Origin of the sequence: Sphingomonas prati (genome assembly GCF_014643515.1) — a bacterium.
Classification (GTDB): Bacteria; Pseudomonadota; Alphaproteobacteria; order Sphingomonadales; family Sphingomonadaceae; genus Sphingomonas_R; species Sphingomonas_R prati.
In genome coordinates this window covers 30850-44586 of the sequence record NZ_BMJP01000005.1, presented here as the reverse complement: position 1 = coordinate 44586, position 13737 = coordinate 30850, and the positions used below count along the sequence as shown (strand labels likewise).

17 protein-coding genes are annotated in these 13737 nt (G+C 62.8%); 9 read left to right on the top strand and 8 right to left on the bottom strand.

Features of this window, described 5'->3' with window-relative positions; all coding sequences use genetic code 11:
• Positions 1–7 precede the first annotated feature (7 nt).
• The 4 genes from IEX50_RS17525 to IEX50_RS14175 form a co-directional block, all read right to left on the bottom strand.
• Positions 8–337, bottom strand: a complete 330-nt coding sequence (locus tag IEX50_RS17525; protein WP_229674062.1) for an excalibur calcium-binding domain-containing protein — start codon at positions 335–337, stop codon at positions 8–10.
• A gap of 73 nt (positions 338–410) precedes the next feature.
• On the bottom strand, positions 411–779 hold the full coding sequence (locus tag IEX50_RS14185) for a hypothetical protein (RefSeq protein ID WP_229674060.1): 369 nt from the start codon (positions 777–779) through the stop codon (positions 411–413).
• A 287-nt stretch (positions 780–1066) separates the two neighbouring features.
• Positions 1067–2695: an alpha-D-glucose phosphate-specific phosphoglucomutase gene (locus IEX50_RS14180; RefSeq protein ID WP_157177091.1), complete on the bottom strand. Its 1629-nt coding sequence runs from the start codon at positions 2693–2695 to the stop codon at positions 1067–1069.
• A gap of 560 nt (positions 2696–3255) precedes the next feature.
• Positions 3256–4149, bottom strand: a complete 894-nt coding sequence (locus IEX50_RS14175) for a LysR family transcriptional regulator (protein ID WP_157177092.1) — start codon at positions 4147–4149, stop codon at positions 3256–3258.
• Between the two features lie 129 nt (positions 4150–4278).
• On the opposite strand from IEX50_RS14175, the gene IEX50_RS14170 reads away from it, so the two are divergent.
• The gene (locus IEX50_RS14170; RefSeq protein WP_157177093.1) at positions 4279–5022 is read left to right on the top strand and encodes an SDR family oxidoreductase; all 744 of its coding nucleotides are present in this window, start codon (positions 4279–4281) and stop codon (positions 5020–5022) included.
• A gap of 55 nt (positions 5023–5077) precedes the next feature.
• Positions 5078–5977, top strand: coding sequence for an SDR family oxidoreductase (locus IEX50_RS14165; protein ID WP_157177094.1), 900 nt, complete (start codon positions 5078–5080; stop codon positions 5975–5977).
• Between the two features lie 77 nt (positions 5978–6054).
• On the opposite strand, the gene IEX50_RS14160 is transcribed toward IEX50_RS14165, so the two are convergent.
• On the bottom strand, positions 6055–6525 hold the full coding sequence (locus IEX50_RS14160) for a nuclear transport factor 2 family protein (RefSeq protein WP_157177095.1): 471 nt from the start codon (positions 6523–6525) through the stop codon (positions 6055–6057).
• Positions 6526–6634: 109 nt separating this feature from the next.
• Between IEX50_RS14160 and IEX50_RS14155 the strand changes: the two genes are divergently transcribed.
• Entirely contained in the window at positions 6635–7279 is a 645-nt protein-coding gene (locus IEX50_RS14155; protein WP_188699496.1) for a TetR/AcrR family transcriptional regulator, read from the top strand.
• A gap of 16 nt (positions 7280–7295) precedes the next feature.
• On the opposite strand, the gene IEX50_RS14150 is transcribed toward IEX50_RS14155, so the two are convergent.
• The gene (locus IEX50_RS14150) at positions 7296–7553 is read right to left on the bottom strand and encodes a helix-turn-helix domain-containing protein (RefSeq protein ID WP_229674058.1); all 258 of its coding nucleotides are present in this window, start codon (positions 7551–7553) and stop codon (positions 7296–7298) included.
• 64 nt (positions 7554–7617) lie between these two features.
• Between IEX50_RS14150 and IEX50_RS17520 the strand changes: the two genes are divergently transcribed.
• From IEX50_RS17520 to IEX50_RS14130, 5 genes are all read left to right on the top strand, one after another.
• Complete coding sequence (locus IEX50_RS17520; RefSeq protein ID WP_198350687.1) at positions 7618–8079, top strand: aldo/keto reductase; 462 nt, start codon at positions 7618–7620, stop codon at positions 8077–8079.
• Between the two features lie 188 nt (positions 8080–8267).
• On the top strand, positions 8268–8720 hold the full coding sequence (locus IEX50_RS17515; RefSeq protein WP_198350688.1) for an aldo/keto reductase: 453 nt from the start codon (positions 8268–8270) through the stop codon (positions 8718–8720).
• 151 nt (positions 8721–8871) lie between these two features.
• Complete coding sequence (locus IEX50_RS14140; protein WP_157177097.1) at positions 8872–10212, top strand: lactonase family protein; 1341 nt, start codon at positions 8872–8874, stop codon at positions 10210–10212.
• Between the two features lie 545 nt (positions 10213–10757).
• Positions 10758–11549, top strand: coding sequence for a metallophosphoesterase (locus IEX50_RS14135; protein WP_188699493.1), 792 nt, complete (start codon positions 10758–10760; stop codon positions 11547–11549).
• 210 nt (positions 11550–11759) lie between these two features.
• Positions 11760–12095 (top strand): hypothetical protein, encoded by a 336-nt coding sequence (locus IEX50_RS14130; RefSeq protein WP_188699491.1) that lies wholly within the window; start codon positions 11760–11762, stop codon positions 12093–12095.
• Positions 12096–12219: 124 nt separating this feature from the next.
• Here IEX50_RS14130 and IEX50_RS14125 read toward each other — a convergent pair whose 3' ends face one another.
• Together IEX50_RS14125 and IEX50_RS14120 are read right to left on the bottom strand one after the other, a co-directional pair.
• Positions 12220–12432 carry a helix-turn-helix transcriptional regulator gene (locus tag IEX50_RS14125; protein ID WP_157177100.1) on the bottom strand — a complete coding sequence of 71 codons (213 nt, stop codon included), beginning with the start codon at positions 12430–12432 and terminating at the stop codon, positions 12220–12222.
• Entirely contained in the window at positions 12429–12848 is a 420-nt protein-coding gene (locus IEX50_RS14120) for a hypothetical protein (protein ID WP_157177101.1), read from the bottom strand. The genes IEX50_RS14125 and IEX50_RS14120 overlap by 4 nt, the downstream gene beginning before the upstream one ends.
• 274 nt (positions 12849–13122) lie before the next feature.
• Here IEX50_RS14120 and IEX50_RS14115 point away from each other — a divergent pair, with 274 nt between their 5' ends.
• A complete protein-coding gene (locus tag IEX50_RS14115; RefSeq protein WP_157177102.1) occupies positions 13123–13635 on the top strand; it encodes a 2-thiouracil desulfurase family protein in 513 nt (170 codons plus the stop codon).
• Positions 13636–13737: the final 102 nt, after the last annotated feature.

Below are 13737 nucleotides of genomic sequence, written 5' to 3'. Positions count from 1 at the left end.
TGAGGCGTCAGGGGATCGGTTCGCAGGCAATGCCGTCGCCGTCCCCGTCCATCCCCTCGCGGTAACCCGGTTCGCCGCGGTAGAGCGGTGCGGTGCCGGCGGCGCGAGCGCTGTTGCAGCCGCCCCAGCGGTCGCCGGGTTGGGGCGGCCTTTGCCGGACGATGCCGGTCGTGATGGCCAGCCTGCGGATCGGCGTGGACGTGGCAGTGGGCATGGGCGTGTACGTGGGCGCGTCGGCCTCGGCGGGCGAGGCCGGGAGCGACGCGTAGCCGACCGCCCCGCCGACGACGGCCGCCACGGCCAGGACTGCAACGATCGGGAGTTCGGATCTTGCCACGCGTCCGGGTTAGTCGACGGGCGTCAACAACCGGTTAAGCGTGGCCGGGCCCGCCGTGGACCTGGGCGATCGCCTAGTTCGGCGTCGCCATCAGGATGACGTTTTCGCCGTAGGCCGGGTTGTCGGCGTCGAACTGCGGATGGCGGGTGAAGGGGAAGGACGTGAGCGCCAGGTCGGTCAGGCCGGAGAGGCGGAAGGCGCCGAGCTTGATCAGTTTGGGCTTCGCGCCGTCGCGTTCCAGCACGACCGCGTCAAGGATCGGATCGTCGTGGCGGGTGTACAGGACGTGCGGCGCAATGCGGATCGACGTCTTGTTGTAGGTGGCCTGCAGGCACAGCTTGCGCGCGATCGCGGTGGTGACGACCGGCGGGACCGGGGTGACCACGTCGGCGGGAACGACGGCAGCGGCAGGCGCGCGGAGAACGAGGCGGGGCTTTTCCATATCCGTTTCCTTTACGGCAGGCGGGGCGGCGTTGCACGCGGAAAGGGTGGGGTGGACTGGCGCGAGCGTTGGGGCGCTTCGGTTTTGCTTGGTGGGGCAGGCTCCCTCCACCCACCGGGGGGAGGGGTGGGGAGGAGGGTGTGGCTTGGTGGGACCTTGCCGTGGGCGTTGTTCCCCTCTCCCAACCCTCTCCCCGGAGGGGAGAGGGCTTTTCCGTGGCGTTTGGGTTGGGGGGCTGTCTGGCCTAAGCCCCCCACCCCGGCCCTCCCCCCGGTGGGGGGAGGGAGTTAGGTGATGACGTCGGGTTCGGTGCGGCCGGTGTGGGTCTTGATGCTCGCCAGTTTCTCGGCGGCGGTGATGAGGGGGGCTAGGGCTTCGGCCACGCTGTGGTCGAGTTTGCCGTCATTGGGTTCGTAGCGTTCGAGGTAGAGGCGGAGCGTGGCGCCTTCGGTGCCGGTGCCGGAGAGGCGGAACACGATGCGGGAGCCGCCGTCGAACAGGATGCGGACGCCCTGTTTCAGGCTGACCGAGCCGTCGGTCGGGTCGGTGTAGGCGAAGTCGTCCGCCGCGGTGACGGTGAGGCCCTCGACGGTCGTGCCCGGCAGCGTGTCGAGTTGCGCGCGCAACGCCGCCATCAGCGCGTCGGCGCCGGCGGTGGGGACGCCCTCGTAATCGTGGCGGGCATAATAGTTGCGGCCGAACAGCGACCAGTGGTCGTGGACGATCTCGACCATGCTTTGCCGGCGGACGGCGAGGATGTTGAGCCAGAGGAGGACCGCCCAGAGGCCGTCTTTCTCGCGGACATGGTCGGAGCCGGTGCCGGCGCTTTCCTCGCCGCAGATCGTGGCGAGGCCGGCGTCGAGCAGCGTGCCGAAGAATTTCCAGCCGGTGGGCGTTTCGTACGCGGGGATGCCGAGGGCGGCGGCAACGCGGTCGGCGGCCTGGCTGGTCGGCATCGAGCGCGCGATGCCGGCGAGGCCCTTCGCGTAAGCCGGCGCGAGGTGGGCGTTGGCGGCGAGCAGTGCCAGCGAGTCGGAGGGGGTGACGAAGATGTTGCGGCCGATGATGAGGTTGCGGTCGCCGTCGCCGTCCGACGCGGCGCCGAAATCGGGCGCGTCGGGGGCCATCATGCGGGCGTGGAGTTCGTGCGCGTGGACGAGGTTGGGGTCCGGATGGTGGCCGCCGAAATCGGGGAGTGGCGTGCCGTTGACGACCGTGCCGGGGGCCGCGCCGAGCCGGCGTTCGAGGATTTCGGTGGCGTAGGGGCCGGTGACCGCGTGCATCGCATCGAATGACAGCCGGGTGCCGGACGCCATCATCGCGCGGATCGCGGGGAAATCGAACAGCGTTTCCATCAGGTCGGCATAGGCGGCGACCGGATCGACGACCCGGACGCGCGTGGTGCCGACCAGCGTTTCGCCGTCGCGGTCGAGATCGACGTCGGGCGTGTCGAGCGTCAGGTACCGGTCGATCGTCTTGGTCCGCGCGTAGATGGCGTCGGTGATCGCCTCGGGCGCGGGGCCGCCGTTGCCGATATTGTACTTGATGCCGAAATCCTCGTCCGGGCCGCCGGGGTTGTGGCTGGCCGACAGGATGAGGCCGCCATACGCCTTGTGCAGGCGGATCATGTGCGAGGCGGCGGGGGTGGACAGGATGCCGCCGCGGCCGACGAGCACCGTGCCGAACCCGTTGGCGGCGGCCATGCGGATCGCGGTCTGGATCACTTCGCGGTTCAGGTAGCGGCCGTCTCCACCGATGACGAGCGTTTCGCCCGCGAAGTCGGCGAGGCTGTCGAACACGGACTGGATGAAGTTCTCGGCATAATGCGGTTGCGCGAAGATGCGGACCTTCTTGCGCAGGCCGGACGTTCCGGGTTTCTGGTCGGTGAAGGCGGTCGTCTGGACGGTCTGGATCACGCGTGTTTCCCCCGGGGCGATGTCGCGGGGCGGGGGTATGCGGATATCGTTACGGTCGCAAGGTTCGGGGGGTGGAGTGCTTTGGTGAAGGCGGGGCGGGGGATGCTAGTGCTGCATACGCGCCCGCATGTCGGTCACGACCGCAGTGCCGGTTTGCCGCCAGTGACCGCACACAGGACCGGGGCGACGGGGGAGGGGCAACGAGGTTCGTCGCCTTGGTCGCATCGCCCGACGTCCGCTATTGGTGGAAGCAGCCCGGCCGCCTTGGGGGGAGCGGAAGCGACAAGCGGACATTCGTTATGTGGCGGAATAGGGGTTTCGGAGGCCTGCCAATGGTGGGTCACGGCCTGGCTGCTTTCGCGTGTTCAGATGGCAGAAGCGGACGCTTCTTCATCGCGAACGGGGAGCGGTACAGCAGCGGCAATGTGGGCTTCGGTGCGTCTAAATCATCGATCCCGTAGCAGACATTTCGAAACAGGCTTCTGACACCTCGGAACTTGGAGAAAACCATGCATCAGGCTGCAGCGTTGAAATCGACCGGTTATGACAGCACCACCTTTCTAGCTTCCCTCGTTACCAAGCCGCCGGGTCGCCCAATCCATGAACACACGGACCCGGGGGGAGAGCTGCCGGCTGGGCGGATAGAGCAGGGAAACAGGCACCGATGGCGGCAGGTTGTCCGGCAGTATCGGCAGGAGAGCGCCTGTAGCGAGGTGCTTCTTCGCATGGAAGTGCGGCACCTGAAATATGCCGAAGCCGAGCAGCGCCGTCGCGAGATAGCTTTCGGTGCCGGTAACTGAAACGGGTGCTGGCAAAGTGATCGTGCGGTAGTCGTCGCGAATGGCGAACTGGAGCGGAGCAAGCTGCCCGGTCGTGAGCGAGCGCAGGCCGATCATGCGGTGGCCCTCAAGATCATCGATTCCCTCGGGCTTGCCGAACCGTTCAAGATAGGCTGGTGTGGCACAGGTCATCCGGTGCATCACCATTACCCGGCGCGCGATCATGTCGCTGTCAGCCAGCTGCCCGTAACGCAACACAACGTCGATGCCTTCCCGCACCACATCAACCCAACGCTCGCCCTCGCTCATAATGATTTCAAGATCGGGGTACATGGCGAGGAAATCCGGTAGTCCGGGCAACAGAAAATGCCGGGCGATAGCGCCCTGCACCTCGATGCGTAAAACGCCTTTCGGCTTCGCCCCGCCGAACGCGCCCTCCGCATTCTCAATCTCTGCCAGAATAGCGATACACCGGCGCGCATAAGCCTCCCCGTCCAAAGTCGGGCTGACGACCCGGGTCGTGCGCTGAAGCAGTCGCACGCCAAGCCGCTCCTCCAGTTGTTTGATCACCTGCGTTACGGTCGAGCGGGGGACGCCGATATCCTGCGCTGCGACTGTGAAGCTGCGGCGCTCAACGATCCGCACGAACAGCCGCATGACATCGATCCGGTCCAAACCTGCTCCCTCATTGTTTGTGTTGCACGAACAGTGATGCTCGTTCTTGGGTGATTATCTGCGCCCTGTCATCAGCCAAATAGTCTCCATGCCCAACCGCAGCGGTCGGGATCGAACAGGAGACAGACCATGAGCATCGAACAGAACGGCAAGGTCGCAATCGTCACCGGCGCATCGCGCGGCATCGGGGCCAGTATCGCGCAGCGCCTCGGTCAGGACGGCTTCACCGTCATCGTCAACTATGCAGGCAGCCTGAAATCGGCCGAAGACGTGGTCGCCAGGATCGAAGCCGCTGGTGGCCGCGCCATCACTGCACAAGCGGACGTGAGCGATGCCGCGGCAGTCGCCCGCATGTTCGAGAGTGCCGAGGCGGCCTTCGGCGGTGTCGATGTGCTGGTCAACAATGCCGGCATCATGAAGCTGGCAAGCATCGCCGACAGCGACGACGCGCTCTTCGATAGCCAGATCGCGATCAACCTCAAAGGCACGTTCAACACGCTGCGCGAAGCCGGCAAGCGCCTGCGTGACGGCGGCCGGATCGTCAACTTCTCCACCACCGTCGTCGGCCTCCGCCTGGAAACCTACGGTGTCTATGTCGCCACCAAGGCAGCGGTCGAAGCCATGACGGCGGTGATGTCCAAGGAACTGCGCGGCCGGTCGATCACCGTCAACGCGGTCGCTCCCGGACCTACGACGACCGCGCTGTTCCTCGATGGCAAGTCGCCCGAGCTGATCGAGCGCATGTCCAAGATGAACCCGCTCGAACGTCTCGGCACACCGGAAGACATCGCCTGCGCCGTCGCCTTTCTCACCGGCCCTGATGGCGGCTGGATCAACGGTCAGGTGCTGCGCGCCAATGGCGGCATGATCTGAACCAGCCTCCTCCCCGGACATCTCTTCAACCATCCTGACACGGGAAGAAACCATTATGACCAAGCAGATCATCATCGTCACCGGCGCTTCCAGCGGCTTCGGCGCGCTCACCGCTCGCCAGCTCGCCCTGGCCGGTCACACCGTCTTTGCTGGAATGCGGGCCACCACAGGGCGCAATGCACCGCAGGTCGAAGCGGTCGCCACTTATGCCGCCGAACACGGTGTCGATCTGCGCGCGGTCGAGCTGGACGTTCAGTCCGATGCCTCGGTCGAAGCCGGAATTGCCCAGATCATCGCCGATTGCGGCCGCCTCGATGTCGTCATCCAAAATGCGGGGCATATGAGTTTCGGCCCGGCCGAGGCCTTCACGCCGGAACAGTTCGCCGACCTCTACGACATCAACGTGCTGTCGACGCAGCGGGTTAACCGCGCCGCGCTCCCGCAGCTGCGCAAGCAGGGCAAGGGCCTGGTGCTCTGGGTGTCGTCTAGCAGCGCCCGTGGCGGTACGCCGCCCTATCTCTCTCCCTATTTCGCAGCGAAGGCCGCGATGGATAGCCTGGCGGTCAGTTATGCCGGCGAGCTGGCCCGGTGGGGCGTGGAAACCTCGATTATCGTGCCTGGTGCCTTCACCAGCGGCACCAATCACTTCACCCACAGCGGCAAGCCCGCCGATGAGGTGCGCGCGGCAGAGTATGCCGAGGGTCCGGGTGCCGATATCCCGGACACGGCGATGAAGGGTCTGGCTGGTCTGGAGCCTGCGGATGCCGATGCCGCCGATGTCGCTCGCGCCATCGTCACGGTCGTCGATACCGCCCACGGCAAGCGCCCGTTCCGTGTCCACATCGATCCGTCGCAGGACGGCGCGGAGATCGTCAACGCCATGTCCGATCGGGTCCGCGCCGAGATGTTCCGCCGCATCGGTCTGGAAGACCTGCTTAACGCCCGCGTCAACTAATCGGCATCGAACCGGGCTGGCCAAGCCGGCCCGGTTCACATCGAAAGGGCCGCTGTGTCGACAGCGGCCGCCCTGGCCTAGCGCCGTGCCTGGACGCGCTCCACAGCCTTAATCTCGGTCGGCGTGGGTTCGATACCGAGCGACACATACAGGTTGGCGTTGGCGTACTCCGCTATTCGCGTGATGAGGCCGTTCTCCACATCGAAGCGGGTGATGTAGACGTTGCTGTATGGAACGCCCGAGTGTGCAACCGTCGCGCTCCCGCGTGCTTCGAAGAACGCGCGCTTACGATCGACCGATTCGCTCCATTCCGGACTGGGCCACCAAAGTCCACTGAACTTGCGGAACAACCCGTAGGTATAATCGACGACTTCCTCCTTGCCGGAGAAGATGCCCATTGGATCTCCGCTCGCTTCGACCGAGATTGGAAATATCTGCTCGACATTATCGGCCAGAGACCGGGCAATACCGTCACGATCTCCGGTCTCGATGAAACGGACATAATCCTGCGCTATTGCAAGCGCGCCGCGAACGTTGGTGTCAGTCATATTCATCCTTTGTTGCAAACGTATCCCCTCTCAAGACATATGAGCAAATGCTCACACATTGTACTCGCATATGACGGCACGATCACCGGCCAAGCTGAAGCCGCGGAAAATGCCGATACAGGCGCGCTCACAGGCGACAATCGAGGCCATTTTCGAGGCGACCATTCAGGTTTTGCTGCAGGGCGGCGCTAGGGCGTTGACGACGAACCGCATCGCCGAGAAGGCGGGGGTATCGATCGGAACGCTGTACCAGTATTTCCCGGGGAAAGAGGCGCTGCTCTATGCCCTGGTTGGTCGGCACCTCGACAAGGCCGGCGAAGCCGTTGAACGAGCCTGCCGCGTGCATGGTGGAATGTCGCTGGCCGATTGCGCTGATCTGTTCGTCGATGCGTATATCGACGCGAAGGCCGGCGATGTCGCGGTATCGCGAGCTTTGTATCACGCCTCGACCGAGCTCGACATGCAGGACTTGGGCGCTGCCATGCTTGCCCGGCTGCATCAGGCGGTGCGCGGCCTCCTGGAACATGCGCATGGCGGCCAACCCGAAACGCTCGACACCATCGTGTTCAGCTGGGTCGCGGTCGTGACCGGAGGTACCCGCGTCCTGTTCGAACAGGACGGGACGATCGAGCGCCTGCCTGCCTTTCGTGCGCAACTAAAGCTCATGTCACGTGCCTATCTCGACATCCTAGGCACCAGCGACATGAGGACTGACCACACTCGAAACGGCGAGTGCTATCTTGCGAAGACTTGAAGTCGATTATCCGTGCTTACCAAGGTCGAGCATCGTGAGTCTGCCGACTGGCGCAGGTCGGCGACAGCGACCGCGTGGTTCGACCTAGCAGACGAACGCCGAGCTTCGTCTCGACCGATCGCATCGCGTGGCTGAGGGCGGAGGCCGGTAAGCCAAGCCGGGTAGCGGCCTGCGCGAAGCTGCCGGCCTCGACGATCGAAGCAAATACCGCGAGGCCTGACCATAGATCGCTATCGATTGCTGAATATACTTCAGCGACCCATGCGCCTGCCACCGCCTAATCGTACGCGGCTATCGTGTCCATCTTGGCGTCAAGCGGTTTTCTAAGGACGCTCTCTATGAACCTCGAAACTTATCGCCCGCTCGGCCGCTCCGGTCTGCTCGTCAGTCCCCTGGCGCTCGGCACCATGACGTTCGGCACCCTGCGTTTGGGTCTCGACGAAGCCGGCAACCGTGCCGTGCTTGATCGCTATACCGAGCTGGGCGGGAACTTCATCGACACTGCTGATGTCTATGCCGGCGGGCGGTCGGAGGAGATGGTTGGCACGTTCGTCGCCGAGCGGCGCCTGCGTGACAGGACGGTGATCGCGAGCAAGTCGGGGTTCGCTGACGGGTGTGGGTTCCATGCCGGCGGCAACGGCGCGCGTCAGGTCATGGCTTCGGTTGACGGCTCGCTTGGTCGTTTGCGGACGGACTTCATCGACCTTTACTGGGTGTACATCTGGGATGGCTTGACCCCGGCCGAGGAGCTTCTGCGAACGATGACCAACCTCGTCACGGCGGGGAACATCCGGTACTAGGGCATGTCCAATACTCCTGCTTGGTACGTCGCCGAGGTCGCGACGCTCGTGCAAACCCAAGGTCAGCCCGGCCCCGTCGGGTTGCAGTATTTCTATTCAATGGTCGAACGGGCGGTGGAGACCGAGCATGTACCGCTGGCGCGCTCGGCCGGCCTCGGGCTGTGCCGTGGAGCCCGCTCCCTTATGGCTTGCTCACCGGCAAGTGCGACCGTGCCACGGTCGAGGCAGGACCGAAGGCGACGGGCGGCGTGCCGAATCAGGGCGCGGTCGAAGAAGAAGCCCGGCCGGCCGATGACAAGCGGCTTGATGGCGACAATCCGTTCGGGGGCACGTTGTTCACCGAGCGCAACTGGCAGACTGTCGACGTGTTGACGCGCGTCGCCGGAGAGATGGGCGAAACGCCGGCGCGGGTCGCCTTAGCCTGGGTCGTCGGCCGGCCGGCCGTTGCCTCCACGCTGATGGGCGTCAGCCGGGCCGAACAGGTCACCGACAATGCCGCATCGCTCGACCTGGTCCTGCCACTCAATCACCGCACTGCGCTCGACGACGTCAGCGGTGGTCAACAGCCGTTCCTGTACGGCCTGTTCGATTCAGCCGCGCGCAACCAGATCGCGTTCGGGAGCGCGGACGTCCGAGGGTAAACCCAAGGTGATCGGTGACGTCTCGCTCGTGGGGCGCCGCCCATCGACAGCTCACAGCTCGCCTAGCGGCAGCTCCGTAAAATCCGCCGGTGCGGCGGTATCTTAGAGTGACCCACACGCACCGCAGTCCTAGATGCCGAGGAGCCAAAATATGAAGATCGTCGCTTTACTGTCATCGGTCACGCTGTGCCTCGCTGTGCCGGTTGTCGCACAAACCGCTGAACCCTCTGCTTCGAGGGCCCCGCCACGCTTCGAGGGACGGCTACTTGTGTCCGTGTCGGATGCTGACATGCTGCCTTCTGCCTATAAGGACGATCTGCTTGGACCCGCGGTCGGCCCGGACGCACTCTCCGTCGTCCGGCTCGACGGCCGGAATGCTGATTACCGCGCCGTCGAGGTAGCCGTCAGCAACTCCGTCGCGGGGCCACCGTCTTCCGTCGCGGTTACCCCCGATGGACGTTACGCGGTAGTGATCGAAACCGTAGGCGCGAGGCGAAGCGCGGCGACGACGCGCCTGTCGCAATTAGGGGCGGGACGTCTTATTTCGCTTGTCGATCTGAGGCAGCCGGAAAAGCCGCTCATAGTTCAACGGGTCGAGGGCTTTGAGGCGCCATTGGCTGTCGCGATTGACCCGACCGGGACCCTGGTTGCGATCACGCACCGTGCGAAATCAGGTACGCCGCCGATCGCCTTGTACAAGCTGGCGGCGGGGCGTCTCTCGGCCGCCATGACGCCGACGTTGCCGGATTGGAAACCGGGCGCGACGATCATCGCAGCGGCCTTCCACCCGCGCGAGCCAGTGTTGGCTCTCGTTGACGTGTCGAACGCGCAGCTTTCGTTCGTACGCTTTGCGACAACCGCGAACGGCGATATTTCCCTTTCCCGCTGGGGCAATACGCTCACCGTCGAGAAGGACTCCTATCTGGTTCGCTTCACCCCCGACGCTCGTCACGTCTTGGTCAACGGCAGCTACGCTTCGGCGGACTTCAATCTCGAGTTCAGCGGGGCCCCGCGTGGCTCGGTCGACAGTTACCGCGTTGCGGCGTCGATCGACGCTGACAACCAGCCTCGGCATCGCTTCGTCGATCGGGTCGAGACGGGCGTGATCCCCGAGGGCATGGACGTAAGCCCGGACGGCCGCTTCGTGATTACGGCGAACTTGGAGCGCAGCACGCCGCGACCCGGCGACGCCGACATGACCCGCTACGCCTCGATGTCGCTCATTCGATTGGATCCGCAGACGGGCCGTCTGAAGCGGGTTGGAGATTACGCCTTTGACGGCGCCCTCCCCGAAATGGCCGTCTTCGACAACAGCAGCCGCTTTGTTGCCGTGACGGTCTTTAGTCAGTTCGACGATCCGCGCGCTAGGGGCTCCATCGACTTCTGGCGCATTGAAGGCGACCCGCTCGATCCGGAGCGGGTCGAAATGGTCAAGACGCGCCACTCGATCCCGGTGACGCGAGGCCCGCACACGCTCGCGATCGTGCGATAGATGGGGTTCGATGTCGGATTTGATTTGAGCCTCGTCCGGATAATGCGGCACCCCGCGATCAACCCAGCCGAGCAGTTTCTTAACAGGCCCGAACGGTTGTGACGCCATCGGCGGTAGCCGCTTTTGATCATTTCGATCCTTGAAGCTGCGAGGCAGAAATGCCGAAATTCTCGCCGTTCCAGCGGCGCCGCAGTTCGATGATGCACAGGTAAATGAACGGCAGAAGTTGGGGATGCGAATATTCGCCAGGAATGACCGCTACTGGGTCTACTACTGCAAAGCTCGGATGGTTTACACCGAATGCGGGGCGCTCCGCGTGGCGATCCGAGAGGATGACAGCAGCATCGTTAGGGAAGCTAGCCCGTGGTGGGTTCGTTTTTGGGAAAGCCGGATCTCGCTTTCAAGGCGAATGCGTATTGCCCTATGAGCCGAAACTCACAATGGAGTCGAACGAGATGCGACGACGGACGTACAGGTTGATATCTTGTGCGCTGGCGTTGACCGTGGGGCTTCTTGTCACTGGCTGCGTTGGCCTTCACAATGCGATGTCTTTCCCGGTCACGCGTACTGCCACCATTCGGTTGTACGCCTTGCCTAAGGGCACCGAACCGGTGCGGATCGCGCTGCTGTCAGATATTCATGTCGGCAATCTTGTTATGCGTCCGAAGCGGTTACGTAGTATCGTCGATGCTGTGAACGAAGCCCATCCGGATATCGTACTCCTTGCTGGAGACTTCGTTATTGGCGAGAGTTACAAAGGCACTGCCCGTCGTGCACTGGATCTCGCACCGCTTGCTTCGTTGCGCGCGCCAGGTGGTGTATTCGCCGTTCTGGGCAATCACGATCACTGGACTGATCCTGAAGCCGTTCGGTCAAGTCTTCGGAGCGCAGGCGTTTTCGTCTTGGAGAATGATGCGATCAGACGCGGAGCGATCACGATCGTCGGAATAGACGATCGATTTTCGGGTCACGACAACATCGCTCGTTCCGCTCAGCGGGCCGCTAAGCTGGGCGGCATACCGATTGCTTTCACACACTCTCCGGACTTGGCACCTGATATGCCAAAGAACATGACCGTTCTTTTTGCAGGGCATACTCATTGCGGACAGTTGGTCGCTCCTGTGGTAGGCCCAATAGTGCAATACTCGCGTGGGCGACGACTCTACGATCAGAAATATAGCTGTGGCCGTATCGTTGAGCCTCGTCGCGTTACGATCGTCACGGGAGGCATCGGCTCCGGAGAGCTTCCGCTCCGATTTAACGCTAGACCCGATTGGTGGCTGGTCGAACTGGCGCCTTGGAAATCGGACGCCACCTACAAGCGGAAGGTCGCTTAATACCCGCTTGTCATCGATCGACACGGACGCCGATTGTTTCCCGTTTCGGCGGTCGAGACGGGTCTCGGGAATGCACTCACTTTCCCGCTCAACCATCCCTGGGTAGCCGCCCGCACCAGTCACCATTCGTTTTTTGGGAAAGCCGGATCGATTGGTCGCAACCCTGTCGGAGCTTATAGATATCGCGGTTTGACGGGGGAGGTAATGAGCATGGTCGGGTCGTATCAGTGCCACCGTGTCGATCACCCCGTTATAATCTGCCATCCGATCTGCATCGAAAAGTCCAACGGTGGTTACGCCGGCCGCGAGCAAAGCCGCAGTTGCTTCCAGTTCGGCGACACGGGTAGCGATGAGCCGCCGTCCATCTGTCGTGCTTTGGTCGGCTACAATGGCCTCACAGGACACATCGAATTTGGTCCGAATTTCGTGTCGCAAAGCTTCGAGGTTGTTCGCTCGTCGCCCAACTATGCGCGGTTTGGCCCGGTACGTTTCCGCCAAATGCAGAGCCGCAGCACGGCCCAAGCCGGACGAAGCTCCAGTGACTAGGACTTAAGTGTCACGAATGGGTAACGGGGACATACGCCGTCATAAGCCATGATCGGCACTAAAGGGAGGCGTTCTCCGCTCGCTGCTACGATTCCCAATTCACCATCCTTTTGCGAAAGCTCCTTTACTCCTCGCCGCTAATCCAGAACAGGTCTTCCACCCGCTTGTCGAGATTGCGAGCGATCTTCAGCGCCAGCAACGCGGAGGGCGAAAAGACCAAGTTCTCAATGGTATTGATCGTCTTACGAGATACACCGACGCGCTCTGCGAGATCCGCTTGGGTCAAGCTTAGGCGCTCCCGTTCTGCGCGAAGCGCGTTCAGTAAACGCTCGGTCATTGACGCGCCGAAACACGTTCCGCGACCCCAAAGCTTATCAGAGCAGAACAGATGCCCACGGACATAATTATCTGGATGGCGTCTCGCGGCCCATAATCTTTTACGTATGTCAGAATGTAGCAAACCACGGCTGTGGCGAGCATATTCCAGAAGCCGATCATCAATGAGCGCCGTCTGCTAACGTCGCTTCCCTCATCGTTGAGAATGCCGCGCAACGCGGTGTTGCGGAATAGACCGCTTGCCCACAGCAGGAAGATCGCAACGACAACGCCGGTAATGATCCAAGTGATCGGACCGGCCCCACTCGCGTCCATGCGCTGCGTCTGCGTTGCTGCTAGAATTGTGCCCATAATGATGGCGGCTATCGCTCTGTGCTTCGACAAACGCTCCGCACGTTCGGCGACGATCGATTGCATATGCGCGCTCCCTTGGTAACCCTAGGGTTACATGGGTAACTCTAGGGTTACACGGAGTCAACAGTCTTGGAATGGATTAGAGTCGCCGGTGGGGGGGGGGGGCGTTTCACCATCGTTGATCGGGAACGGAAACGCCTTCCCGAAACTCACCGTTTCTTGGGATGTTTTGAAGACGACGTAGCGTCTGGTAAGCGGCTACGAATGTCGCCGAGCGCCGGCACCGCTTGCCGCCGCACAGCGATGACATGCGGCTCGATCCTGATATGATGTTGCCATGGTCGAACCTCCCAAGCTCCTCGTCAGCGCCTGCCTCCTTGGCAGACCGGTGCGGTACGACGGAACGGCCAAGACGCTTTATGATGATGCGTTTAGTCGCTGGCGTCGTGAAGGCCGCGTGGTGGCGGTCTGTCCCGAGGCGTTGGGCGGCCTGCCGACACCGCGCCTGCCAGCGGAGATCGCCGATACCCTTGACGGACGGGACGTGCTGGAAGGTCGTGGTCGGGTAGTTGACATAGGTGGGGCGGATATCACCTCGGCCTTCGTTCAGGGGGCTGGCGCGGCGCTGAAACTAGCAGTCGATCAGGGTTGCCGCTTCGCGCTGCTGATCGACGGCAGTCCGTCTTGTGGTAGTGCTTTCATATATGATGGAAGTTTTACCGGGCGCCGTCATACGGGTGAGGGGATCGCCGCGGCATTACTTCGCCGCCACGGTATTACGGTGTTCGCTCCGAACCAAATTCATAATCTTGCGGCCATAATGGACGAACATGGTCGAGCGCAACCGTGACGTGAAGCGGTGTTAAACCGAACGGGTTTGACACCGCGCACAACGTCAGTCCTTTCCCGGTTTAGGGAGCGATACGGGTTTCGGGAAAGCCGAAGCTTTCCC

Coding starts and splice junctions, on each gene's coding strand:
- IEX50_RS14155 (WP_188699496.1), top strand. CDS start 6,635: ATGCCGATACAGGCGCGCTCACAGGCGACAATCGAGGCCATTTTCGAG.
- IEX50_RS14140 (WP_157177097.1), top strand. CDS start 8,872: ATGAAGATCGTCGCTTTACTGTCATCGGTCACGCTGTGCCTCGCTGTG.
- IEX50_RS14170 (WP_157177093.1), top strand. CDS start 4,279: ATGAGCATCGAACAGAACGGCAAGGTCGCAATCGTCACCGGCGCATCG.
- IEX50_RS14165 (WP_157177094.1), top strand. CDS start 5,078: ATGACCAAGCAGATCATCATCGTCACCGGCGCTTCCAGCGGCTTCGGC.
- IEX50_RS14185 (WP_229674060.1), bottom strand. CDS start 779: ATGGAAAAGCCCCGCCTCGTTCTCCGCGCGCCTGCCGCTGCCGTCGTT.
- IEX50_RS14160 (WP_157177095.1), bottom strand. CDS start 6,525: ATGACTGACACCAACGTTCGCGGCGCGCTTGCAATAGCGCAGGATTAT.
- IEX50_RS17520 (WP_198350687.1), top strand. CDS start 7,618: ATGAACCTCGAAACTTATCGCCCGCTCGGCCGCTCCGGTCTGCTCGTC.
- IEX50_RS14130 (WP_188699491.1), top strand. CDS start 11,760: ATGGTCGGGTCGTATCAGTGCCACCGTGTCGATCACCCCGTTATAATC.
- IEX50_RS14120 (WP_157177101.1), bottom strand. CDS start 12,848: ATGCAATCGATCGTCGCCGAACGTGCGGAGCGTTTGTCGAAGCACAGA.
- IEX50_RS14125 (WP_157177100.1), bottom strand. CDS start 12,432: ATGACCGAGCGTTTACTGAACGCGCTTCGCGCAGAACGGGAGCGCCTA.
- IEX50_RS14115 (WP_157177102.1), top strand. CDS start 13,123: ATGGTCGAACCTCCCAAGCTCCTCGTCAGCGCCTGCCTCCTTGGCAGA.
- IEX50_RS14135 (WP_188699493.1), top strand. CDS start 10,758: ATGTCTTTCCCGGTCACGCGTACTGCCACCATTCGGTTGTACGCCTTG.